A 22,100-nucleotide genomic window follows, 5' to 3' on the forward strand; every position below is an offset into this window, starting at 1 on the left:
GGCCCGGGCTTGCTACCTTCGCGCCATGTACAAAAACGATCTCTTTCTGCGCGCCGCCCGCGGTGAAACTACCGAGCGTCCCCCCGTTTGGCTGATGCGCCAGGCCGGCCGCATTTTGCCCCAGTACCGCGCGCTCCGGGCCCAGCTTTCGGGATTCAAGGAATTGGTCTCCACCCCCGACCTGGCCGCCGAAGTAACCGTGCAGCCCGTGGATGAACTCGGTGTCGACGCCGCGATCATCTTTAGCGACATCCTGGTCATCCCCGAGGCGCTGGGACTGGACTATACTATGGTAGAAAAGGTAGGCCCCCGCTTCCCCAAAACCATTAAGACGGCCGCGGACATCGATGCCCTGCGCCCCGCCGAAGCCGCGCCCGCACACCTGGAGTACGTATTTAACGCTCTGGACGCCACCAAAGCGCGGCTCGCCAACCGGGTACCGCTCATCGGATTCGCGGGCGCTCCCTGGACCATTTTCGCCTATATGGTCGAAGGCGGAGGTAGCAAAACGTTCAGCAAAGCCCGGCGGATGCTGTACCAGGAGCCGGAACTGAGCCACCGCCTGCTGGAGAAAATTGCGCTGGCAACGGCGGCCTACCTAAAGGAAAAAACGCGCCACGGAGCCGATCTCATCCAGATCTTCGACAGTTGGGCCGGTGTACTGCCCCCCGATCACTACCGGGAATTTTCCCTCCGGTACATCGACCTGATCTGCCGGGAACTGAACGATGTCCCCGTAACCGTATTCGCTAAGGATGCGCGCCACGCCATCCCGCACATTGCGGAAATACCCTGTCAGGTGATTCAGTTGGACTGGATCGCGGATGTCGGGGCGGCACGAGCGCAGGTGCAGGGCAAAGTCCTGCAGGGGAACCTGGATCCGACCCAACTCTACGCCAAGCCCGAGCAAGTTGCCACCGCTACCGTAAAGATGCTGGACAGATTTGGACGCCACCACATCGCCAACCTGGGTCATGGGGTCTACCCGGATACTCCGCTGGACGGGGTGAAAGCGTTCGTCAATGCAGTTAAAGCTTACCGCTATTGAGGAAGGCGCCAGCAATACGCTAAAACCGGGGCGGTGACGATTCCGTAGCTTGTACCATGCGTATCCTCCTATTTTTCTGCTGCGTTCTCTGTTTCGCTTGTGACAACGAGGACAACGATTTTCAACCGCCATCCCTACCCGACTCCACCGTGGAATCCGATACCACCCTATCCTTCTTAGCACTGGGCGACAGCTATACCATCGGGACCAGCGTCGAGGCCGAGCAACGCTGGCCCGACCAGTTGGCAACGGCACTGTTGGAGCAGGAAAGCATTCGACTTTTACCGCTGGAGATCGTTGCCAGAAACGGGTGGCGGACCGACAACCTCGCTAACGCCCTTCTGGCCGATCCGCCGGGTAACGACTGGAATATGGTCAGTCTGCTCATCGGGGTAAACGATCTGTACCAGGGCTTCGCGGTGGAAGGGTACGAAACGCGCTTCTCGGCATTACTCGAGTCCGCCATCGGTTTTGCCGGGGGGGATACGGCCAGCGTTTTCGTTCTTTCGATACCCGATTACGCGTACACCCCGTTTGGTGGTGGGAACGAAGCGATCAGCAAGGAAATCGACCGATTTAACGCCGCCGCCACCCGGATCGCCGCAGAAAAGGGGGTTATGTTTTACGACATTACCGACATCTCCCGAAAGGGTCTAGCCGAGCCGCTGCTGGTGGCGGAGGACAACCTCCACCCCAGCGGTTTGCAATACGGACGGTGGGTCGAATCAGTCTTACTTGACCGGGTGGCCGAACGGGTGCGGGCGCGGGATTAAGCCTGCAATTTGCCGGAAGCCATGGCTTCCGCGTCCACGCCCGGATACACCTTTAGGGCTTCTTCCAGGCAGTCCATGGCTCGTTCCAAGTCTTCCGAGTTGAGGACGTAGGCGATGCGGCACTCGTCGTAGCCCAGGCCGGGAGTGGCGTAAAAGCCCGGTCCCGGACTGAGCATGACGGTTGCACCTTCGTACTCAAAATCTTCGAGAAGCCAACGGCAAAAATCCTCGCTATCGTGAATCGGGAAGCGGGCGAAGCAGTAAAAGGCACCGCCGGGTTTGTAGGAATAAACACCGGGCATGCGGCTTAGGCGTTGGTAAACGGTATCCCGGCGCTGGTGATAATCCTCCTTGACGCCCTGGAGGTAGCTACCGTCGTCTTCCAGCATGATCTCGCTAAGCCGTTGACCGAGTCCGGGGGGGCTCAACCGCAGCTTGGCGAAACGATCGACACTTTCCCGTACTTCGAGATTGCGACTAACCAACGATCCGACCCGCGCGCCCGTTGCACTGTACCGCTTCGAGACCGAATCGATGACAATGGCATGCTTTTCCAGGTCAGGCAACTGCAGAATGGACTGTAGTGGATGGTCATAGCTGAATTCCCGGTACACCTCGTCGGCACAAAAAAACAGGTCGTGCTTACGAACGATGGCAGATAAGCGGTCGAGCTCGTCGCGGCTATAGCAGGCTCCGGTTGGGTTATTGGGAGTCGTAATGACAATGGCCTTCGTGCGGGGGGTAATTTTACGCGCAAAGGCTTCGGCGGAGGGAATGCTGAAGCCGTCTTCAATCTTGCAGGTGATCGGTACTACCCGGACGTCGGCAATGTGGGCATAGCCATTGTAATTGGCATAGAACGGTTCCGGGATAATGATCTCATCTCCGGGGTCCAAGCAGGCCAGCATAAAGAAAAGAATGGCTTCGGAGCCACCGGTAGTGACCATGATCTCATCCGCGGTGAGGGACACATCGAAGCGCCGGTAGTACCCGCACAGGGCCTCGCGGTAGCTGTCGATACCGTTGCTGGGACTATAATCCAGAATTTGCCAGGGGAGCTGACGAAATTTCGCTACCGCCTGGGGATGGGTTTTGATATCGGGCTGGCCGATATTCAGGTGGTAAATATGCTTACCGGCCCGTTTTGCCCGATCGGCGAGCGGAATCAATTTTCGAAAGGGCGACAGCGGCACCGTCTGGCTACGGTGGGAGACATTTGGCATGGGGAAGGCAGTACTTACGTCAAAGATAACCTTAGTCCTCGCTACCGCAGCACCGACGGGTCGCTGAAGGTGATCCTTACTCGAAAATGAGTTTCATTTCGTGGTCTTTGTAACCATACTGGTTCATAAAGAAAGCGGGTTTTTCGCCGACGCCGTCTTCCCCGCCGCCTACGGGCACCAGTGAGTTATCAATGCACTCCCGCAGATCGAAGCGCTCGGTGCGATCGTCCCAACCGCCCGGGCCCAGCAAAAAGGTAGTATCGAAACCTGGCTTCAGGGTGATCCGGCCGTCCTTAGCGAGGGACTTCAGCACGTTGAACTGATCGCAAATGGGATCGCTAAGGACCATGTGCACGGTTGCGGTGGACTTGTTTTCGATGTAGAAGGTTTTTTCGACATCGCAGGAGCTTAGACTAACGACGGCAAAGAAAAGCAGGGCACAAAGCGTGCGTAAAGATGAAATCACGGATAGGGGTTTTGTGAATGGTACAATAGTAGAATTCATCGCGACCGGTAACCCGTGAGAATTCAAGTAATAGGCTCGAATTCGTAGCTATGGGAACCAATGGTCTGCTGAGGCTATAACGATTGGATAACCCGCATATTTGGTCCGGGGAGTAATTGTTCCTTTCCGGATAGCTTTTTTAATCCACTAGCTGATAATAGTATTCCGTATTGTGGTCCGGGTATACGCCTTTGAAAAAATGGCTGTCGCTTTCGGCCAGTCCGAGAAAAAGGCTTTCCACGTTGGCCACCGGGCGGCCGTTGAAGCCAGTAATGATGAAACCGGGCCGGAGGTTAGACCGATCCGCCGGGCTTCCCTTGAATACGACCGTGACGCGGACCCCACCCTCCGGAAACCGATCGTATTCCTCATAAGTGAGTGCCTTTACCTCGAACCCCAAGCGCTGGAGGAGATCCCCCGACCGCTCACTCACCAGCAGTCCCGATTGGTTTAGCTTATCGCGTAGGAGGATGCTCAGTTCCCGGGTACGGCCGTTGCGGATGTAGGTGACGCGTACGGTTTCTCCGGGCCGGTAGCGACTTAGCTGGTCCTGCATTTCCGGACTGGAATTAACGTCAGCACCGTTGATGGCAATTAGTACGTCGCCGGCCTCGAGTCCCCCACGCGCGGCCGGACCATCCGGGGTCAGACTGGTGATGAGGGCGCCGCGGGCGGTGGGTAAGCGCAGCCGTTTCGCCTGGGCATCGTTAAGCGCCTGTATCCAAGCACCCATAACCGCGCGCTTTACTTCCCCGTAATCCCGCAGGTCGTTGAGCACCCTGCGCGCCAGATTGCCTGGAATGGCGAATGCGTAACCCTCGTGGCGACCGCTGTTGGTAATAATGGCCGTATTGATACCAATCAGTTGGCCGGCGGTATTCACCAGGGCTCCACCACTATTGCCTGGGTTTACGGCCGCATCGGTTTGAATGAAGGTTTCAATGCGGTCGTCGGCGCGCAGGACATCAATGCTCCGCCCCTTGGCCGAAACGATACCGGTGGTAACGGTACTATTAAGACTGTAGGGATTACCGATCGCGAGAACCCACTCCCCCACCCGCAGACTATCACTGTCACCGAAAACTACCGCAGCGAGGCCCTCGACGTCGATCTTGAGGAGGGCGAGATCTGTGCTTTCGTCTATTCCGATCACTCTGGCATCGAATTCCCGGCGGTCCTGGAGGGTTACTCGGATACGATGGGCCCCTTCCACGACGTGATGGTTCGTCGCGATGTAGCCGTTCGAGGAAATGATGACGGCCGACCCACTGGTGACGCTGCCTTCATCAATCCCCGCCAGCAAGGAGCCATGACGGTAGGATTGTACGGCAACGACCGCTGGCATAACCCTTTCGGAAGCGTCTATGAAATGGGTAGGCGCACTACCGGCGAAGGCGCGCGGAGTCAGCTCGGCCCGAAAATCCACGGGAGAAGCTGATCGCTGGGGGGCGTCTGCTACCATCCAACGGCCGGCCGCAACACCGAGGAAGGCGGAAAAAAAGGCCACCAGCCCGACTATGATTATCCAGCGAGATGCCATACGGCATCAGAACGCACGGCGGCGTAGCATTGTTACCCACAGACAAACCTACCTTAGCACCGTGTTCCTTCGACCCGACAACGACCCCGATTCCCCACCGTCCAGTAATATCTTCGGCTGGCGGATATCCCTGATCGGCCTAGTGCTGATCGTCATACTGGCGAGCATCGCCGCGTACCGCCACATTACGTTGGACGTTCCAGTCGGCTTCGATGACCCCCTGAATCAGCCTGAATCTCGGGGGTACTACCAGGAAAAGGCGGACCGAGACCGTGCCGCGGCCGATTCCCTACGAATAAAAGAACAGCAGTAGATGCATATCGACTTCACAAAGTACCAGGGTGCGGGTAACGATTTCATCTTGTGTGATGATCGAACCGGCGAATTGTCCGCTCAACTTACCCGGGAGACCATCGAGCGACTCTGCAATCGCCGGTTTGGTATCGGTGGCGACGGGCTTATGTTGCTCGGCCAGGGAGCCGAGGGTTTTGATTTTCGAATGATCTACTACAATTCGGATGGAAGGGAAAGTACGATGTGCGGCAACGGTGGTCGCTGCATCGTACGGTTCGCCCATCAATTGAAGCTGATCGGCTCCACATGTCGATTTGTAGCGATCGACGGACCCCATGATGCCACCATCCTGGACGACGGGCAGGTGGCACTCGGGATGAACCCGGTCTCGGCGATCCAGGAGGTCGGTGAGCAAGACCTGGTGTTGGATACGGGCTCGCCTCACTACGTGCGTTTTGTTCCCGATCTCCGGGAAATTGACGTGGTCACCACCGGCCGGGCAGTTCGGCGTTCCCCTGCTTTCGCAGATCAGGGCATCAACGTAAATTTCGTGGAAAGCGCGACCGACGGTCTACGCATTGCCACCTACGAACGGGGGGTAGAAGACGAGACCCTTGCCTGTGGCACGGGAGTAACCGCCGCCGCGATCGGACACCTTTACCGAACCGATCCCTTGGCCTCCGGCAACTTTCGTGTCGGGGTGCTCGCCCGGGGTGGCCAACTGGCGGTGACGGGCAACCGGAGCGGCGGGGCATTTACCGACCTACGGCTCATCGGTCCGGCCACCTTCGTATTCTCCGGTACCATAATCTTGTAAGATGCTCGACACGATTTATCTAAACGGGGCTTACCTTTCCCGTAACGCCGCAACGCTCCACGTTTCGGATCTCTCGATTCTGCGTGGTTATGGTGTGTTCGATTATTTCCGCTACCGTAGCGGACGGCCCCGGTTCGTGTCGGACCACGCGGCGCGATTTCGCCGCAGTGCCGAAGGATTACACCTGCCCCTTGATTATACCGACGCGGAGCTACAGCAAATCGTAGAGGAACTGATCCATCGCAACGGAGGGGGAGATGGCGGAATTCGCTTTGTTCTCACGGGCGGGTACGCCGAAGACGGCTATACGCCACGGGATCCCAACTTTCTCGCCCTTCCGTACGCCTTCTCCCAACCCGCCGAATTTTATTACGAAAAGGGATGCACGGTACTCCTGCACCGCTACGAGCGGCAGCTACCGAGAATCAAATCGATCGATTACATCGAAGGGATCCGCATTCAGCCCGCGCTAAAGCGGGTGGGTGCACAGTACCCTCTTTACGTTGATCGCGACGGACACGTACGGGAGAGCGATCGCTCCAACTTCATGATCGTTCGGGAAGGGAAGTTAATCGCGCCAGTAGAGGACATCCTGTTAGGCATCACCCGGCACCACCTGCTGAAATTGGCGGCCGAGATGGGTATTTCAATCGAAGAACGGAAGGTAACCACCTCCGAGCTACTTGCTGCGGACGAGGCCATTATTTGCAGTTCCGTTAAGGGGGCGATGCCCATCACCCAAATCGTCAGTGGCTCGACGTTCAGCAACCGTGCATTTGGCTCCCCGGGCCCCTTCACGCTCCAGTTGATGGAGGCCTGGAAAGCGTATGAATAGCAAAAGCCCCGCCAGCGGCTTGCTGACGGGGCTTGATTGCTTGATAACAGAAGTGTACTAAACTTCTTTTTCGATATTGCCGGTAGCGGCATCTCCGGCTTCGCCTTCGTTAGCTTGCTCCAGTGCCTCTCCGGCGGCTTCCGCTGATTCGGCTTCGGCCTGTGCTTCTCCGGCAACGCCGGCGGCCTCCTTGCGACTTTCCTCGGTTGAACCTTCGGCACGCGCGGCTTCGAGTTCGGCGGTCGGGTTGTCTTCAGTGGCTTCCTCAGTAGCCTCCGTAGCCTCGGCTTCGGGCTCCGGTTCCGGCTCGGGGGGTGTCGGTGGCGTTCCGGAAACGGCGGCGCGGAATTCTGCGTCCTTCCGTTCCTGAGCGGCGCGGCGTTCGGCTACCGTTCCTTCCTTGGATTCGATCCACTCGTCAAACTTCTGGTCGGCCTCTTCCTGAGTCAGGGCTCCTTTTTCGACACCCCGCATGAGGTGCTTGCGGTAGAGTACGCCCTTGAAACGGAGGATGGCACGAACGGTGTCGGTGGGTTGCGCACCCTTAAGCAGCCAGTCGTAGGCGGCGGTGCGGTCCAGTTCGATGGTGGCCGGAACGGTCATCGGATTGTAGGTACCGATCTTCTCGATGAATTTACCGTCACGGGGAGCACGGGCGTCCGCGATAACGATGTGGTAGAATGGGCGCTTGCGGCGGCCCTTGCGCTGAAGGCGAATTTTAACTGGCATAGTGACGTATTGTCCTTTGGTTATAGAAGACCGACCTACTCCCGCCAGGGGGCAGCCGGTTTTGCCGGGCGCAAAGGTACGCCTTTTCTCCCTCAATTACCAATATAGCCGTTAGAAAACCCGTTACGGGAAAAAAATGCGGGCCTACGGTCGCCGATATTACCCGGAATGCTTGGAAACATCCCGGGCGGTGGTATGTTAGCGCCAGTAAAGACACAAATTACCGCTTATGAAATTCTTTATCGACACCGCCAATCTTGACGACATCCGCGAAGCCGAAAGCCTCGGCATCCTGGATGGCGTAACTACCAACCCCAGCCTGATGGCGAAAGAAAGCATCAGCGGAGAAGAAAACGTGCGCAACCACTACGCCGCCATCTGTGAGATCACCGATGGCGACGTCAGTGCGGAAGTGATCAGCACCGATTTGGACGGAATCAAGCGGGAGGCCAGCGAACTGGTCAAGATCGCCGACAACATCGTCGTGAAAATTCCGATGATCCGCGAGGGGGTTAAAGCCCTTGCCTGGTGTAGCGCCAACGGCATCCGTACCAACTGTACGCTTGTATTTAGTGCCGGACAGGCGATCCTCGCCGCCAAGGCGGGTGCTACGTACGTGAGCCCCTTCATCGGCCGCATCGACGACATCGGCTGGGAGGGCATGACCCTTATTTCCGATATCGCCGAGATCTATGCTATTCAGGGTTTCGAAACCCAGATCCTGGCCGCCTCTATCCGTAACGGGAAGCACATCGTAGATGCCGCCAAGGCCGGTGCCGACGTGGTTACCTGCCCACTGAGTAGCTTCGAAAGCCTATTCAAGCACCCCCTGACCGATTCCGGTCTTGAAAAATTCCTGGCCGACCACAAGCAATCGCTAAGCGTAGCCAAATAAATAATCCGGAGGTGATACGGGCCCGGCTTTCCGCCGGGCCTGCTATCCCCCCCCATCGAACGACCCTATCCCGCGTATGAGTAAGCCCCGCGTCATTAAGAATTACGATAAGCTCGACGACGAGCTGCTCGAACAGATAAAGCTGAATTATCCTAACGGCTTCGAGCGTAACCTCATCCGGTTCACCGACGTGAACGGAAAGATAGCCAGCGCCCTACCCTTCGAGACGCCCGAGAAGTATTACCTGATCCGCATGACTAAGTCCGAAGCCCAGCTGATCATCGAAGACGACGACGACTACGATGACGATGGCATCCTGACTGATGAAGCCCGCGAGGAATACGGGGACAAGTACGACGACGAAATAGAAGAAGCCGACATCGACCTCGACGAGCTTGCCGAGGACGATGAGTCCGATGAAGAAGAGGAACGCTAAACCGACCTCCCTTTACTTGCTCACGGTTTCCGGTTCACCGGATCCCCGCAGTCAAAGTTCCCGGCTACTAAACTCGTTCCGCTTTCTTTCTACCGTGAAAGTGATACCCTCCGTGGATATCGCCACCCTTCCATTGTATCAACCCGCTAAGGACCGGGCTCCGTGGCCAACTCCCATTTTAACGTGGCGTAAGCAATGGGCGGATGCAGTCGCCGTGGTCATCAGTACGCCGGCCTACCTGGATAATTTACCCGGGCCGTTGAAAAACGCGCTGGATTGGTTGGCTACTTCCGGTGAAGCAGGCGGTAAGTCGGTTCTACCGATCACCTTCCCGCCCAGTCTCCCTAGGGGTAAGCACGTCATGCAATCCCTATTGTGGTCGCTGCAAGCACTGGGCGCCCGCGTACCCGCCAGCCTCCCCTTGGCACAGCCCGACCTAAATTTTACGGATAATGGTGATATTGTAGCTGGAGAGAACCGTGATTTTCTAGTAGCGGCACTTGAACTACTGTGCTAATCCAACCCAACTCGAATCCGTGATTCGCCGAACGACTACCGTCCTGTTTTTCGTGGCCTATTTTCTCACTGGCTTATGGATCCTGGACGATTATGGTGTGAGCATGGACGAGGCGCTTCAACGCGATCACGGGCGGGTGATGCTAACCTACTGGGCGGATTTGTTGGAACTTGAGGCCCCGCGGTTGGATAGACTTTACCGCGCCATGCCGGCTTACGGCATGTTTTTTCCCGCAACCTCCTTGTTAACCGAGATGGTACTGGGGCTCGATGATAGTCAGTTTACGTACTTCCGGCTACGTCATGTCTTGCAATTCCTCCTATTCTTTCTCGCGGTGATCGCTTTTCATCGCTTGTTGCGCTACCGCTGGTCCACTAAGCAATGGTACCCCCTGCTAGGAGCAGTGATGCTGGTGCTTAGTCCGCGGATCTTTGCCCATGCTTTTTTCGATCCAAAGGACGTGGTGATGCTGTCACTTTACACGGTGACCACCTATACGCTGGTACGCTTTTTAAAGCTTCGCACTTGGGGAAGTGTATTGTTGCACGCCGTAGCCACCGGCATCTTACTCGGCAGCCGCCAGGCAAGTATTCTAATTCCCATGGCGACGGTGGTCCTGGTCCTGTACGAAACCTTAACCACGCCTCAGCTCCGACGTAAAACGGGACAACTGCTCATCTACCTAGTCGTGGCCCTCCCGATCGGGGTGCTTTGGAATCCGCACATTTATATGGACCAGGGAGACGGCCTGTTGCGATCGGTAACCAACGTAGCCGATTACCACTGGGATGGCATGGTTTTGTTTATGGGAGAGACCCTTAATCCAGGCACCATTCCCTGGTATTACCTGCCGACCTGGATCGGCCTTACCACTCCGGTAGTGTACTTGCTCTTCATTGCTGTAGGATTGGTTGTAGCGGTGGCCGGGCTCTGGCAATCATTCCGTACCCTACGCCTGTACGACAGTCCCGCCAAACGGGCCGATCTACTTCTTATGGGGCTAACCTTCGCCCCGCTGCTGGCCGCCCTGGTACTGCAGGCACGGTTGTACCAGGGGTGGCGGCATCTGTTCTTCATCTACCCGGGACTAATCTATCTGGCCGTCGTCGGTCTGGACCGGGCCTTTGCCTGGAAGCCAAAAATATCTGGGGTGGTACTGGGAGCCGGAATGGCAGTTACGCTGATCACGATGGTCCGCATGCATCCGCACCAACAAGTATATTTCAACCAGCTGGTCTGGAACGGACCCAACTTGCTCGACCAATACGAACTTGATTTTTGGGGCGTGAGCTACCGGAGAGCCTTTGTCATGATAGGACGCGATATTCCCGAAGGCGAGTACCGCACCGTCAAATGCCACGGATGGGCCTGCATGACCAATTTACGTGCCCTGCCACCGGAAACAAGAAATAAGTTCCGGGAGGTGGAGCATTGGCACGAGGCGGACTATTTTGCCACCGAGTTTTACTATCCCACCCACCGGGAACAGGTTTTGGCCCGGGAAGATATTTTTGCTAGACCGATCGTGGAAATGGCTCCCGGAGGGCACACTATAATTGGTGTATACCCTGCTAAACTCAAATGATGGGCATTGGCCACCGCCTGGCAGTACTGCTTTTCTTCACCCTTCTGGTTCTCGTCGGTTACAACGTACTCGATGATTACGGAATCAGTTGGGATGAATCGATCCAGCGACGGCACGGTCGGGTATCTCTGGATTATGCGGCCGAAAAGCTGGGAATCGAGCACGAAACCCTCGAACCAAATTATGACCTGGAAGACTATCAGTGGGCTAATTATGGGATGATCTACCAGATCCTTGCCAGCCTGATCGAATTAAATATGGGCGTGGAGGACGACCCATTCGTGTATTACCGGATTCGGCACCTCATCAATTTCGGGTTGTATTTACTGGCCCTGGGCTGCTTTTACCGGATGCTTCGATTGCGATGGCCCGAACGCCCTTGGTACCCCCTTCTGGGCACGGTCATGTTGACCCTCAGCCCACGAATCTTCGCCCACGCCTTCTTCAATCCAAAGGACCATTTACTACTGGTCTTCTACGTGATCGCCAGTTTTACCCTGCTACGGTTTCTGAAGGTTCGCAGCTGGTCCGCCCTGCTAACCCATGCCTTCGCTACCGCGCTGGCCCTAAACACCCGATTACCGGCCTTGATTATCCTGTTCGCAACGGTTGCGATCCTGGTTTGGGAGCAATTTACCGGTGGTCGCAAAGGCTACCGGGAACTGCTTATGGCCGCTTCGTATCCCGTTGTTTCCCTCCTGCTGATGATCCCCTTTTTCCCTTATCTGTGGGAAGACACGCTATCGAGGTTGATTGGTGCCTTCTCAGAGATGTCTGACTTTGACTGGGGAGGGTATAATCTACTGTTTGGGGATAGGATCGCGGCGGTCGACGTCCCGGCATACTACATACCGGCGTGGATCGTGATCACTACGCCCGTAGCTTACGTCCTCTTATCCCTCACGGGGGGACTTCAGACCCTGCGTCACTCATGGGTAGCTATTCGAAGGGGTAGACTTTGGAAGGACTTTGCCACTCAGTGTTATTTTACCCAGTCCGGTCTGTCTATCGGCCCCATCGTAGTTGTCATCTTGCTAGGATCGACGCTCTATAATGGATGGCGGCATATGCACTTCGTCTATCCCGGACTGGTCTATCTGGCTCTGGTGGGATTCGCGTACTGGCGGCGATTGTATCCCCCGGTGGCGGCGGCCATTCTAACAATCACGCTAGCGGTTACGGCCTTCGATATGGTGAGGTATCACCCTCACCAAAACGTATACTTTAACTACCTGATCCACGGCGAACCGCTTGTATCCCGTTTTGATATGGACTATTGGGGTGTTGGATATCGGGAAGCACTCACCCGACTGGCAAACTCCGTTCCGGAGGGAGAAACCAGAACGGTAAACTGCGCCAACTGGCCTTGCCAGGACAATCTGCTTTCCCTACCCCAACCGTTACGGGGGCGCCTACGAAGCGAGGGGGATGAAAACCGGGCAGACTTTCTGGCGACAAACTTTATCAATTCCGACATAGAAGCGGCGTTTCGCCACGAGGGACGTTACGCCAATCCGGTCATAGAAATCAAACCCGCAGGCATCCTTACCATGGGTATTTATCGCCTGAAATCCGCCGAGTAATGCAGATAGGCCTACTTTCCGACACGCATTCCTACCTTGATCCGGCATTGTACCATCACTTTGCAGACTGCGACGAATTGTGGCACGCTGGCGACATCGGCGACTCGACGGTACTAAATGAGCTGGAAGCTTTCAAGCCGATCCGGGCGGTCTACGGCAATATAGATGACACCGCCATCCGCAATCGGTGTCCATTGGATCAATCGTTCACCGTCGCCGGACTGTCCGTATTTATGACGCACATCGGAGGATATCCCGGAAGGTATACGGCAAGAGTACGGAACCTTCTGAAGGAGTTGCGGCCCAATCTATACCTGTGTGGGCACAGTCACATTCTAAAAGTGGTGATGGATAAGCAACTCGGTGTATTGCACATCAATCCAGGTGCTTGTGGCCGGCATGGCTTCCATCGCATGCGTACGGCCATGCGATTCCAGATCGACTCCGGCCGGATTACGAACGTGGAGGTTATCGAGCTTGGTTTGCGGGGTGCGATCCCTGCTGCTCCGGAGCGTCGGTAGCCGTTTTAGTTGGTTCGGCGGTTGCGGAAGATTTTGGCGTACCGCTCGTTTCCGGAACCTCCAGCCCCATGGCCCGTGCCCGCGCCTTCCAGCGCTCCCGCGCCAGCCGTTGCATGTCCTGGGTGCTGTCCATCTCATCCATGATCTCCAGGCCCAGTAAGGTTTCCATGGCGTCTTCCATGGTAACCAGTCCTTCCATGCCGCCGAACTCGTCGACAACCAGGGCAACGGGCTGGCGGCGTTCGAGCATCAGGTTGATGAGCTTATGCAGGGAAGTATCCTGGGGGATGGTAAGCAGATCGCGGACCAGTTCAAGGATGGGCTCGTCGTCCCGCTTTTCGATGATGGCTTTGTAGACCATATCCTTTAGAACGTAGCCAAGGACCTGATCCCGCGTTTCACCAAATACGGGGTACCGACTGAAGGGACTATCATCGAACTTCTCATAAAACTCCCGGATGGTACTTTTTGACCATGCCCCCACCACCACCGTGCGGGGAGTCATCACATCATGTACAGTAAGGGATTCGAAATCGAGCAGATTGCGGAGGATACGGCCCTCCTCCTCCTTCAATTGGCCCTGTTTCGTTTGGGCTTCGGCCATCATGGCGAATTCTACCCGGGTGAGGTTCGTACCGTGGGTTTCCCCGCCCCCCATGAGTCTATTCAGGGCATTGGACATCTGAACGATGCCGAGCAGTTTGAAAATCTTGACCAGTACGTTAAGGGCCTTTACGGTGAACGGAGCCAGTTGCTTCCAATAGGTGGCTCCGAGGTTTTTCGGGATGATCTCGGAAAAGATGAGTATCGCCAAAGTCATCAAAACACTGACGATCACTTCATACGAAAGGTCATAACCAATAAGCGGTAACGTAAAGCCGCCTTCACCAAAGGCGGCACCGGTGCTGGCACCCACCAAGATGGCCCCTACCGTATGGGCAATGGTATTGAGCGATAGAATCGCGGTTAGGGGTTCGTTGAGCTCCTTTTTAAAGCGCTGCAACAATTCTCCCGTAGCGGATTGTTCCTGCACTTTCACCTCTACGTAACTGGGGGTGATGGAGAGTAGCACGGCCTCGAAGATCGAGCAGAGAAAACTGAAAGCGATGGAGAGCAGCGCAAAAATAAGTAGGGAGGCCATAGGCGGAGTCGGTGATACCCCTTAGAAGGTATCTCACCATTGATTAGTTTACGTACAGTCGTTGGAAGGGGACGATCACATCCGCGGGAAGCAACTCGTTGAGCTCGCGGAGTTCGTCCACCGTCATCCGGTACTGACGCGCAATTCCGTAGAGGCTTTCTCCCTCCTTTACCGTGTGTACCGCCCTTTCCTGTTGTAGGGGCACACCGTACGCGGGTGGAGCGGAAACCGATTGGGAACCCTCAGCCTCCTCCGGATCGCCATCGATGGGGCGGTACTGCGACGGGGCAACAACGGGGCGTGCGGCTGGATACGAATTGGAATATTCGGTAGGTGGAGGGTCGATGGCCGGAGTCGCCGTCGGTCGCGGGCGACTTTCGCTTGCCGGACAGCTGCAATGGCTTGTCTTAAGGCGTTGCCCGACCAGCGCGACCTGCGCGTCACCCAAATTGTTGAATTCCCGGAAACGCTCGGTCGTATAACCGTACCGTCGGGCCAGGCTGGCAAGGGTTTCTCCCGCCTGAACCAGGTGGTACTCGGCGGTATTTGCGTAAGAGGGTCTATCGATCGGGGCCGGTAAGTCGGACGCCGGAACTTCCACGGGCGGACTGCTGGCCGCAGGTACGATCACGGGCTGGCTCGCGGCGGGAGGAACGACTACCTGGGAACTTGCAGGGGTATTTTCGTAGTAGTCGTAGGGCGCTGGGGCAGTATACTCCTCCGTATCCGGTACCGGAACGGCGGGTGAGGGAGCTGCATAGTCGTTGCCGATGGCTAGCTCCTGCCCGACCCGGATAGTATTGCCGGTTAAGCGATTCGCGCGTTGCAGTTCCGCGACGGTGACCCCGTAGCGTCGTGATATGGCGTAGAGTGTCTCGCCGGGTGCCACGACGTGGATCGTAGCCGGCGGAAGGGAAGTAGGCGCAGTTACGGACGGTGCCGATTCGATGGTTTTGGTCTCCGGCACAACGGTTTGATCGACGGCGGGTCCGACTGCGGCGATGGGCTCCGGTTCGATGTATAGGGGTACAAAGGTCGTGGCGGGTTTGACCTGCTCGCAGTTGTTCTGCAGGTAGTCGCTCACGGATGTACCGTTTACCTCTACGGCGGCGATCGACTCCCCCTTGCTAAAGCGGCCGTCGCCGGTGAGGTGCCGTTCCAGCACACCGAGGCCGGGAACCATGCGATAGCTGATATAGGGATAGGCGGTACCGGGATTATGCTGACGCAGCAGGTAACTCCGTTCACACCCACTGCCCTGCTGCCCTTCAAAAAGAACTTCGGCCCCTTCGCCCCCCTCGCCCAGGTCTACACCGATTACGCTATTTTCCCGGTCGAACGAGAAGGCGGCAAGGGGCGAGCGATAACTGATGCTCCCATTCATCTCTTTCAGAATAGCCGCCATCAGGACGGGCTCCTGCCGGTAGCCGCCCTCGGGCAGCGGCGTGATGAGGAAAAGATGGTCGATTCCGTTGTTGATGCGGTCCGTTTGTGGTTCCGTCAGGGTAAAGCTTTCGCAGGAGAGCGCGGATTCCGGAGGGCGGCTGCTCACGATCGCGCCCGCGGCATCCGTTTCCAGCAATACCCGTACGCCGAACCCCGCTGGCAGGCTGTAGGAAAAGTAGTCCATTTGAGGCGCGTCCTCCACCGTTCTTTGGTACCGGATGCGTTCGCCGCAATCTTGTCCGAAGAGAAGATAGATCTGCGCGGCGTAGCCTTGCCCCCACTGCAGGATGGCAAGTATTACGAAAAGTGATCTCATCTACTAAGTGGTTTGGCGTCGTAAGTTCTATAGTAATAAGGTTACTAAAACGGGCCCCGCTTCATGAACTTGCCCCGCTTCGTAACGAATTCGATTGTCCCGGTCAAAAGCTAGCCTCCCGGTCAAACGGATCAGGACAAGGTAGGGAGATTTCCCCTTTCGAGGCCACGGGCCAAAGCGCTTCCGATTAAATTCACCCGTTTTGGCGAGGATTTAACTTTTTTCGGGCGACTGCGGGCGGCATCCTGCCCAACCGGATCCCGATCGATTAAACATTTCACCCATTGGTGGGGATTGCACTAGTAAATCCCCGCCACTTGCGAAACTTCATTCCTCTCCTGCTTAGTGTTTGCGTACTGGCCTGCACTCCGAACGACCGCCAGCAAATCGACCTCAGCGACAGCGTGGTTTCCGAACCGATCGACGGCGTCGGGCATTACGTATATGCCCTTACCATCCCCCGTGATGTCGAAGCCGGTGACAAATTCGAAGTACAGATGGAATGGCGCACCGTAGGCAGCGTAGACCCGAACGCCCGCTATACCATGGATGCCATTCTCACCGGCCCGGAAACCAAAATATATTCGATCCCCTCCGGAGCCAACACCGTAGGAGAGCTGCACCTGGCCAACTGGTTGAGCTACACCTTCCCGGTGCCCGCCGAATTTCCCGCCGGCACCTACACTTTCGGCGTGCGCCTGACCGACGAGGTCGGGGACGGCGGGGAGGTGCCCCTCGGATTTATACCCGAACTGGAAATTAGGGACGGGTTCTTCCGCCTAGCCGAAATCGCGGTCGTGAACCCGGCTACCGAGTAGTTTCGGTGTAGTAATCGTCCAGCCGGCGTTCCTGGGGGTCACCCAACTTGCCTACGGATTTGGCCACCAGAATAGCTACCGTAGCATCGCCGGTCACGTTGGCTACCGTGCGGCACATATCGAGCGGCCGGTCTACGGCAAAGATGAGCGCTAAGCCTACTTCCGGGATCCCCGCCTGGGCCAGTACGATCACTAACATCACCATCCCCGCTCCCGGAACGGCCGCGGAGCCGATACTCGCCGCCAGGGCGGTGGTGATGATCGTGAGTTGGGCGCCTAAGCCCAGCTCGATGCCATAGGCTTGGGCAATAAATACGGCGGCCACAGCCTGGTACAGGCTGGTGCCGTCCATATTGATCGTCGCGCCGATCGGCAGGACAAAGGAGGTGACTTCCTCGTCCACCCCCAGGTGTTCTTCCACGCGCTCCATGGTGACGGGTAGCGTCGCGGCGCTGGAGCTGGTGCTGAACGCCAGAAGCTGTGCCGGACTGATACCCGCCATGAATTCCCGGTAGCTCTGACCGGCGAATACCTTAACCAACATGGGATAGACCCCGAACACCATGATCGCCAACCCTAACAGCACGCAGGCACTGTACATCAGCAGGGCGACAAACAGGTCTTTACTCGGTGCCTCGACGACCAGGGAAGCCAGTAGGGCGAACACGCCTACCGGGGCGGCCAGCATGATCAGGTCGATCAGCTTGAGGACCACCTCGTTGACGCCATCGAAGAAATCCTTCACGGGTTGCGCCTTCTTGGGGTCGATTAGGATTAAGCCAATGCCAAAGAAGATGACGAAAAAGATGACCTGCAGCATATTTCCGTTACTGCTGGCGGCGCCTACAATGTTATCCGGCACCAGATCAACCAGCGCCTGGAGAGGCCCGGCATCGGCCTGACGGGTGGCGTCGGTGATGCGGACGGCTGCGTCGCCGGCAAAGTCATTTAGCAAGTTATCGCGGGTGGTTTGATCGAGCCCGGTACCGGGGCCGACGAGGTTGACGATAACGAGACCGACGACAATGGCCAGTACGGTGGTCATCACGTAAAGCCCGATCGTTCGGACGCCCATCGTGCTCAGCTTGGAAACGTCCTTAAGGTCGGTGATCCCCTTTATTAGCGAAGCGACGATCAGCGGGATGGCGATCAGCTTAAGGCTGTTGATAAAGATCGTGCCGAAGGGTTTGATCCAATCACTTACGAAATCCTCCCAGCCTAGATTGGCGGCCAGTACGCCGAAAGCGACGCCGAGGGCCATACCGATAAGGATTTGCCAATGCAGTGCCAGCTTTTTCATAGGTTTCATTTGGTTGGGTCAAAATAGCCCGGCCGGCATCACATAACAAAACGCCCCCTAACCGATCAGGTCAGGGAACTCGTCTTCCGGGGGCTTGGGGATCGGCTTGATCATGGGCAGATCCATCACCTTGGCCTCCTTGGGTCCGACGGTAATGAAGCGCAGGAAGCCGCCGTGGCATTCGGCGATGTGGCGGGCGAAGGTCCTGAAATTGTGGTAGTACAAATAACCGAAGGGCTCGCGGAGCTTAGGTAGGATGGTGTTGAGCTTGCTCAATTCCTTGACGATGTACCGCTCCCGCGCTTCGACGCCATTAACCATGCCGTTGAATAGCTGCTGAATACGTTCCGAAAGGCCCTCGTCAATGTGCTCGTAGAAAGCATTCAGCCGGCCCCGGTTGTTGTAGCTGCGGATGTCGGCCAGCCGTTGAGCTTCCGTTAGTTCCACCTCGTCCAGCTGGTTGTCAGCGGCTCCAACGAGGATGGTAATCAGGGGGATGGCATCGAACATCAGCTGCTGCTCTTCCGCGTTTAGGTTGTTGAACTCTCTCAGCATTAGTTTCTACTTTGCAGCGGCAAACATACGCAGTACCGCCGAGGCCCATGCAGCAATTCCTCCTTTTTTTGATGGCGATCGTAGCCGGAGCCATGCTCGCCGTACAGGCCGGGCTAAACAGCGGAATGGGAAAAGCCGTGGGCAGCGCGGTCTACGGTGCCTTTATTTCCTTCCTCACGGGTGGTATCGCGCTGCTGGCGTATTGCCTCGCCTCCGGCGTTGCGCTGGGCAACGTTCGCCGCGCCTTCGAGATTCCCTGGTATTACTGGATGGGCGGCGTGCTGGGTGGCTTTTACGTATTTGCCATCATCGTGCTGGCGCCCCGGCTGGGCGTTGCCGTAACGATCGGGCTCACCGTGGCTGGACAGATGATTTTCAGCCTCGTGATCGATCATTACGGGTTGCTAGGCATTCCGACCAATCCCATCAATTGGCTGCGAATCCTGGGCATCGCCGCCATTATCGGTGGCGTCGTATTATTAAGAACCCACTGACCGACATTGGCAACGTCGGGCACTCAACGTACCTTTGCGCCCTATGGGATGGTTTAAACGACTCAAGGACGGTATCCAAACCGCGACGCGTAACAAGAAAGAAGCCCCCGAGGGACTGTGGTACAAATGCCCCCGGTGCAGTGAAACCGTAACCCGGAAGGAACTCCGGGAGAACGTGTTCAAATGCCCGAGCTGCAACTACCACGAGCGCATCGGTTCGGAGGAATACTTTCACCTGATCTTCGACGGCAACTTCGAGGAGTACGAAGCCGACATGGAAGCCGTGGACGTGCTCCAGTTTAAAGATCTGAAGTCGTACAAGGACCGACTTAAATCCGCCAAGAAAAAAACCGGCCTGACCGACGCCATCCGCGTGGCCCGTGGCAAGCTCAACCGCCGGCCCCTCCTGGTCGCCTGCATGGATTTCAACTTCATCGGTGGCAGTATGGGCAGCGTAGTCGGTGAAAAGATCGCTTTCGCCATCGACGAAGCCAAGAAAACCCGAACTCCCCTGCTGATCGTGAGCAAGACCGGCGGGGCCCGCATGATGGAGGCCGCCTTCAGCCTGATGCAGATGGCCAAAACGAGCGCCAAGCTCAGCCAACTGGCCCGCGCCGGTGTACCTTACTTCAGCCTTATGACCGACCCGACCACCGGGGGCGTAACCGCCAGCTACGCGATGCTCGGCGACATCAACCTGGCGGAACCCGAAGCCCTTATCGCTTTCGCCGGACCACGGGTGGTCAAGGAAACCATCAAGAAAGAGCTACCGGAAGGTTTTCAGACCTCCGAGTTCCTGCTGGAACACGGCTTCCTCGATTTCATCGTCGACCGAGGCGATCTGAAGGAGAGGCTGGGCGACCTGCTGCACCTCTTCGAATCGGCCCAGAAACCGGCCTGATTTACGCCACCGGACGCCTACCCGCCCGCCCATCGGCGAGAAATTGATGCACTACCCGGGCTAACAACACCGCCAAGCGGAGCCAGCCCACCGGCGGCTGTAGCAAGCCGATAGTACGAATACAGCTACCGATCACCCCCAAAAAGTAAGTAGCATCCTCCCGGCTCGTGCGCAGGTAGTCCGTATGTCGTTCGATATCCTCCCGGCTAGCCGCTTCGTCGATCACCGAAACCACGTCGAAATCGATACCGAAGCGGGTCATCAACACGGAGCGCTCCTCTCCCGCCCCGGTGGCACCCAGCGATACGAAAGGTCGCCCCAGCAGATAATGGGCGAAAACCCGAAAGCCGGCAAAGAAGGTGCCGATGCCTTCCTGTAACCGCTTAGCGAGTGCCTTCACGAAATCGAAAATCGCGCCCAGAATCTCCTGCACTACCCCTCCGATCCACTTCACGATGCGGCCGATGGCCCGAAAGGCGCCGCGGATGAGCCCCCGCAATCCGTAGTATACCCGCCGACTGGGGTGGGCCGATAGTCGACCGTAGTATGGACCGATCTCCCGCTGGCGGGCAACGAAGGCTTCGTCCACTCGGTCTTCCTGTCCGGCTTCCCGAATGCGCGCCCATATCTCGTCTTCCTCCCGCCGGACATCCTCCAACGGTGGCGGGAGGTAGCGTTCCAGGAGTTTGGCTAATAGGCGCAAATTGACCACCCACTCGCCAGCGGCCGACACGGGAAGCAATACATGGTCCAGTCGGCGGTCGCCCAGGTCGCCGTATTCCCTTTCCTGCTCGATCAGCGCTAGTAACCCCAAATGGGTCAGCGGACCGATGTCTCCGTCCAACCGCCCCGTATAAAAGCCGGCCCGCCACAGGCTCAATTGCATCAGGCGGACGCCAAAGTGGTTCACGCCCGTGTCGACGTGATCATCGTTGCGGCGTACCCACCGAGCGGCGCGGCGTCGCAACCGGGCCGCGCGGCGGTCGGTTTCGGTGTCCGTAGGTTCGGGGGCTTCGGCAACGCGGTACTGGAGATAATAATTTCGGCTGCCGTCCGGTCCGATCCGGTTTGCCCGACGGTAGTAATCGAACAGTTCGTCGGCGTTGACTAAGAGGCGCTGCAGGTCGGTTGCGATGGTGCTGTCCGCCACACCCGGACGGAGTTCCCGCGCAGCATCACCCAGGAAAGTGGTCAGGGCAACCAGTTGGGGAAGCGATGCCCGGTCGAAGTAGACCTTTCGCCTTTCGGAGTGGCGATCGGCCCGGTAATCGTAAAAGAAGACCCGCATTCGGAAGGCCAGGCAACGGCCGTAGGCGGTCGACTCCCCGATCCGGTAGCCGGACCGGGTTACAAGATCACCGTCGAAGGACGTCAGCTCCGAAAGGCGGTAGACCACGGTAGACATGTACCGTTCCAACCAGTCGATACGCTTTTCAAACCCCCGAGCCGGCGGCGGGGGAAGCATGTGAAATCCCGCGTAATCGTCTTCCCGCAGCAGTTCATCTACCCCCTCCAGCACTGCCAGCAAGAGCGATGGATCGGGCGGCACCCCGTTTTCCCGGGCAAGATGCCACTCCCGGAACCGGGTCGGGGTCAGGTAGGCCAAGTCCGTCAGGTGCTGCACGAGCTCGTGCCACTGTCCGCGGCGGGTGCGGGTAGGCTCGCCTCGGGCATAAAGAGCCGTTTGTACGTCGGGGGGAAAGGGCATGGCGTAGCGGAGTGGCATTTCCGACTCCACCCCCAGCCGCAGCTGCTCGGCACCGCCCCCCCGGTCACGTTCCGCGGTGAAGCGGCGGGCGCCCGCGATGAAGTCTGCAACCCGCATCAC

At 57.3% G+C, this 22,100-nt stretch carries 23 protein-coding genes; 14 read left to right on the plus strand and 9 right to left on the minus strand.

Annotation, left to right across the window (positions count from 1 at the left end):
- The first annotated feature begins 25 nt into the window (after positions 1 to 25).
- On the plus strand, positions 26 to 1,048 hold the full coding sequence (hemE, locus tag CLV84_RS19710; protein WP_104421566.1) for a uroporphyrinogen decarboxylase: 1,023 nt from the start codon (positions 26 to 28) through the stop codon (positions 1,046 to 1,048).
- A gap of 56 nt (positions 1,049 to 1,104) precedes the next feature.
- On the plus strand, positions 1,105 to 1,821 hold the full coding sequence (locus CLV84_RS19715; RefSeq protein WP_104421567.1) for an SGNH/GDSL hydrolase family protein: 717 nt from the start codon (positions 1,105 to 1,107) through the stop codon (positions 1,819 to 1,821).
- Here CLV84_RS19715 and CLV84_RS19720 read toward each other — a convergent pair.
- The 3 genes from CLV84_RS19720 to CLV84_RS19730 form a co-directional block, all read right to left on the minus strand.
- Positions 1,818 to 3,044: a pyridoxal phosphate-dependent aminotransferase gene (locus CLV84_RS19720; RefSeq protein ID WP_104421568.1), complete on the minus strand. Its 1,227-nt coding sequence runs from the start codon at positions 3,042 to 3,044 to the stop codon at positions 1,818 to 1,820. The two genes, CLV84_RS19715 and CLV84_RS19720, sit on opposite strands and share 4 nt — an antisense overlap.
- Positions 3,045 to 3,120: 76 nt before the next feature.
- Entirely contained in the window at positions 3,121 to 3,510 is a 390-nt protein-coding gene (locus tag CLV84_RS19725; RefSeq protein WP_104421569.1) for a hypothetical protein, read from the minus strand.
- Between the two features lie 178 nt (positions 3,511 to 3,688).
- A complete protein-coding gene (locus CLV84_RS19730; protein WP_170067794.1) occupies positions 3,689 to 4,894 on the minus strand; it encodes a trypsin-like peptidase domain-containing protein in 1,206 nt (401 codons plus the stop codon).
- A 256-nt stretch (positions 4,895 to 5,150) separates the two neighbouring features.
- Between CLV84_RS19730 and CLV84_RS19735 the strand changes: the two genes are divergently transcribed.
- From CLV84_RS19735 to CLV84_RS19745, 3 genes are read left to right on the plus strand one after another with little or no spacing between them, the layout of a single operon-like run.
- Positions 5,151 to 5,402, plus strand: coding sequence for a hypothetical protein (locus CLV84_RS19735; RefSeq protein WP_104421571.1), 252 nt, complete (start codon positions 5,151 to 5,153; stop codon positions 5,400 to 5,402).
- Positions 5,403 to 6,200, plus strand: coding sequence for a diaminopimelate epimerase (gene dapF, locus CLV84_RS19740; protein WP_104421572.1), 798 nt, complete (start codon positions 5,403 to 5,405; stop codon positions 6,198 to 6,200).
- Between the two features lies 1 nt (position 6,201).
- A complete protein-coding gene (locus CLV84_RS19745) occupies positions 6,202 to 7,035 on the plus strand; it encodes an aminotransferase class IV (protein ID WP_104421573.1) in 834 nt (277 codons plus the stop codon).
- Between the two features lie 57 nt (positions 7,036 to 7,092).
- On the opposite strand, the gene rpsP is transcribed toward CLV84_RS19745, so the two are convergent.
- Positions 7,093 to 7,764: a 30S ribosomal protein S16 gene (rpsP, locus tag CLV84_RS22365; protein ID WP_104421574.1), complete on the minus strand. Its 672-nt coding sequence runs from the start codon at positions 7,762 to 7,764 to the stop codon at positions 7,093 to 7,095.
- Positions 7,765 to 7,993: 229 nt separating this feature from the next.
- Between rpsP and fsa the strand changes: the two genes are divergently transcribed.
- The 6 genes from fsa (at position 7,994) to CLV84_RS19780 (ending at position 13,301) form a co-directional block, all read left to right on the plus strand.
- A complete protein-coding gene (gene fsa, locus CLV84_RS19755; RefSeq protein ID WP_104421575.1) occupies positions 7,994 to 8,659 on the plus strand; it encodes a fructose-6-phosphate aldolase in 666 nt (221 codons plus the stop codon).
- Positions 8,660 to 8,735: 76 nt separating this feature from the next.
- On the plus strand, positions 8,736 to 9,095 hold the full coding sequence (locus CLV84_RS19760; protein ID WP_104421576.1) for a hypothetical protein: 360 nt from the start codon (positions 8,736 to 8,738) through the stop codon (positions 9,093 to 9,095).
- Complete coding sequence (locus CLV84_RS22370; protein WP_406603347.1) at positions 9,076 to 9,612, plus strand: NADPH-dependent FMN reductase; 537 nt, start codon at positions 9,076 to 9,078, stop codon at positions 9,610 to 9,612. Before CLV84_RS19760 ends, CLV84_RS22370 begins: the two co-directional genes overlap by 20 nt.
- 19 nt (positions 9,613 to 9,631) lie before the next feature.
- Positions 9,632 to 11,197, plus strand: coding sequence for an ArnT family glycosyltransferase (locus CLV84_RS19770; RefSeq protein WP_146088882.1), 1,566 nt, complete (start codon positions 9,632 to 9,634; stop codon positions 11,195 to 11,197).
- Positions 11,194 to 12,780, plus strand: a complete 1,587-nt coding sequence (locus tag CLV84_RS19775; protein ID WP_104421579.1) for a glycosyltransferase family protein — start codon at positions 11,194 to 11,196, stop codon at positions 12,778 to 12,780. The genes CLV84_RS19770 and CLV84_RS19775 overlap by 4 nt, the downstream gene beginning before the upstream one ends.
- On the plus strand, positions 12,780 to 13,301 hold the full coding sequence (locus CLV84_RS19780; protein WP_104421580.1) for a metallophosphoesterase family protein: 522 nt from the start codon (positions 12,780 to 12,782) through the stop codon (positions 13,299 to 13,301). The genes CLV84_RS19775 and CLV84_RS19780 overlap by 1 nt, the downstream gene beginning before the upstream one ends.
- On the opposite strand, the gene CLV84_RS19785 is transcribed toward CLV84_RS19780, so the two are convergent.
- Together CLV84_RS19785 and CLV84_RS19790 are read right to left on the minus strand one after the other, a co-directional pair.
- Positions 13,249 to 14,442, minus strand: a complete 1,194-nt coding sequence (locus CLV84_RS19785) for a hemolysin family protein (RefSeq protein ID WP_104421581.1) — start codon at positions 14,440 to 14,442, stop codon at positions 13,249 to 13,251. The two genes, CLV84_RS19780 and CLV84_RS19785, sit on opposite strands and share 53 nt — an antisense overlap.
- Before the next feature lie 43 nt (positions 14,443 to 14,485).
- Positions 14,486 to 16,204, minus strand: coding sequence for a LysM peptidoglycan-binding domain-containing protein (locus tag CLV84_RS19790; RefSeq protein WP_104421582.1), 1,719 nt, complete (start codon positions 16,202 to 16,204; stop codon positions 14,486 to 14,488).
- A gap of 317 nt (positions 16,205 to 16,521) precedes the next feature.
- On the opposite strand from CLV84_RS19790, the gene CLV84_RS19795 reads away from it, so the two are divergent.
- Positions 16,522 to 17,022 carry a hypothetical protein gene (locus tag CLV84_RS19795; RefSeq protein ID WP_146088883.1) on the plus strand — a complete coding sequence of 167 codons (501 nt, stop codon included), beginning with the start codon at positions 16,522 to 16,524 and terminating at the stop codon, positions 17,020 to 17,022.
- On the opposite strand, the gene CLV84_RS19800 is transcribed toward CLV84_RS19795, so the two are convergent.
- Positions 17,012 to 18,322 (minus strand): dicarboxylate/amino acid:cation symporter, encoded by a 1,311-nt coding sequence (locus CLV84_RS19800; RefSeq protein ID WP_104421584.1) that lies wholly within the window; start codon positions 18,320 to 18,322, stop codon positions 17,012 to 17,014. The two genes, CLV84_RS19795 and CLV84_RS19800, sit on opposite strands and share 11 nt — an antisense overlap.
- 57 nt (positions 18,323 to 18,379) lie before the next feature.
- Positions 18,380 to 18,877, minus strand: a complete 498-nt coding sequence (locus CLV84_RS19805; protein ID WP_104421585.1) for a hypothetical protein — start codon at positions 18,875 to 18,877, stop codon at positions 18,380 to 18,382.
- Positions 18,878 to 18,924: 47 nt separating this feature from the next.
- On the opposite strand from CLV84_RS19805, the gene CLV84_RS19810 reads away from it, so the two are divergent.
- Entirely contained in the window at positions 18,925 to 19,371 is a 447-nt protein-coding gene (locus CLV84_RS19810; RefSeq protein ID WP_104421586.1) for a DMT family transporter, read from the plus strand.
- A 43-nt stretch (positions 19,372 to 19,414) separates the two neighbouring features.
- The gene (gene accD, locus CLV84_RS19815) at positions 19,415 to 20,272 is read left to right on the plus strand and encodes an acetyl-CoA carboxylase, carboxyltransferase subunit beta (RefSeq protein WP_104421587.1); all 858 of its coding nucleotides are present in this window, start codon (positions 19,415 to 19,417) and stop codon (positions 20,270 to 20,272) included.
- Between the two features lies 1 nt (position 20,273).
- On the opposite strand, the gene CLV84_RS19820 is transcribed toward accD, so the two are convergent.
- Positions 20,274 to 22,097, minus strand: coding sequence for a hypothetical protein (locus CLV84_RS19820; protein ID WP_104421588.1), 1,824 nt, complete (start codon positions 22,095 to 22,097; stop codon positions 20,274 to 20,276).
- Positions 22,098 to 22,100: the final 3 nt, after the last annotated feature.

Source organism: Neolewinella xylanilytica (genome assembly GCF_002934605.1).
GTDB classification, from domain to species: domain Bacteria; phylum Bacteroidota; class Bacteroidia; order Chitinophagales; family Saprospiraceae; genus Neolewinella; species Neolewinella xylanilytica.